The sequence below is a fragment of the Flavobacterium granuli genome (assembly GCF_900129705.1).
Lineage (GTDB): Bacteria > Bacteroidota > Bacteroidia > Flavobacteriales > Flavobacteriaceae > Flavobacterium > Flavobacterium granuli.
Genome location: NZ_FQWO01000025.1, coordinates 1 through 1,720, shown reverse-complemented (window position 1 = coordinate 1,720; position 1,720 = coordinate 1). Strand labels below are relative to the sequence as shown.

The window sequence follows — 1,720 nt, the reverse complement described above, 5'->3', positions numbered from 1 at the left end:
AACGTCAGTCTGTGAAAAAACCTCCGCTTTATTACAAACAAATATAGCCAAATAGTTGTATAAAAACAGGATTTTTCTTATTTTTAAGAATGCAACATATCACAGGAACTTCCCGCCACCAGATGCGTATTTCTAGTTTAGAAGACAGTATAACTGCCGATAATCAAGTACGATTTATAGATGCATTTGTAGAATTTGTAGACCTCTCAAAACTTGGTTTTGCTGTGCAAACCATCAAAGAAGAAGGCCGCCCGAGTTATAATACCAAAGTATTTCTTAAAATCTATCTTTATGGCTATCTCAACGGAATTAGAAGTGGGCGTAAACTAGAAAATGAATGCTTTAGAAACATAGAAATGCAATGGCTTTTAGAAGACATTCGTCCTAATTACCACAGTATCTCCGATTTTAGAAAGAACAACCCTGTTGCTTTGAAAAACGTATTCAAGCTATTTGTTTCCTTCTTAAAAGATGCCGATTTAATAGCAGGAGAAACCATTGCTATTGATGGCACCAAAAGTCGCGCACACAATAGTAAAAAAGCCAATTTTAATCAAAAGAAAATCGACAAACATCTAGAATATATTGAAGTAAAAACCCAAGAATACCTAGATGCTTTGGAAGAAAATGATGCTAAAGAAAACCCTGTTAAAATTCAAAACATCCAACAAAAGATAGAAAGATTAAAACAAAACAAACTTGGCTATGAGCAACTGGAAGAAAAACTCAAAGCAAGTGGCGAACCTCAAATAAGTACCACCGATAATGATGCCAGGGCATTATTAGTTCAAGGTCAGGTAGTAGAAATATCGTTTAATATGCAAGCTGCTGTAGATGCTAAACACAATCTTGTGGTGGCTACACACACGATCAATCGCAATGATCGCAATGCCTTGTCGGCCATTGCCATCGAAGCCAAAGAGAATCTAGCCATAGAGAACTACACGGCTTTAGTTGATAAAGGTTATCATAACGGGCGGGAAATAGAAGCCTGCAAACAGGCCAACATCACTACAATTGTAGCACAGCCAGAACAAGGAAAAAATAAAGAAAGGATAACCGAGAATTATCTGATCTCTAAGTTCCAATACGACCAAATCACTGACACCTACACTTGTCCACAGGGCGAAACGCTTAAAACCACAGGCAGCTGGCACAAGAAAACCACGGACAGAGACAGTTATAAGTTTAAAAGATACCGAACACCCAAATGCAGAGAATGTCCTGTAAAACATTTATGCACCAGCAGGATGGCTGGTCGTGATATAGACCGCAGCCAATATGCCGATGCCGTAGAAGAAAACAACAAGCGCTATCATGAAAACTCACAGCTCTACCGCAAGCGACAGGAAATCAACGAGCATATCTTTGGTACTATCAAGCGACAATGGGGCTACAACCATACCAATTTAACAGGATTAGAAAAAGTAAACGGAGAACACAGCCTGATTATGCTGGTATATAACATCAAACGCAGTATCAATATCCTCGGCGTTCCCGATTTGATTGCCAAACTCAAGAAATGGAATTCCCCCTATAAGGCAAAAGTCTTGCTTTTGCTAAAAAAAGAGTATTTAAAGCTAAATTCAGAGTCCTTATATTTCTCTAATTAAATTACCAGCTTAAAAAAAGTACTACCTTAAAAGGCTTTATTTGCATTGTAGAATAGGACAATTTGAAGATTTCAATAGGAAAAAGAGGTTTTTTCACAGCCTGACGT

Annotated in this window: 1 protein-coding gene; it reads left to right on the top strand. The window is 37.8% G+C overall.

Features of this window, described 5'->3' with window-relative positions; all coding sequences use genetic code 11:
* Nucleotides 1-89 precede the first annotated feature (89 nt).
* Complete coding sequence (locus BUB25_RS16275; RefSeq protein ID WP_072946199.1) at nt 90-1,613, top strand: IS1182 family transposase; 1,524 nt, start codon at nt 90-92, stop codon at nt 1,611-1,613.
* The last annotated feature ends 107 nt before the right edge of the window (nt 1,614-1,720 follow it).

What these genes read in the sequence shown, in the direction of transcription:
- BUB25_RS16275 (WP_072946199.1), top strand. Translation starts at nt 90, where the DNA reads ATGCAACATATCACAGGAACTTCCCGCCACCAGATGCGTATTTCTAGT.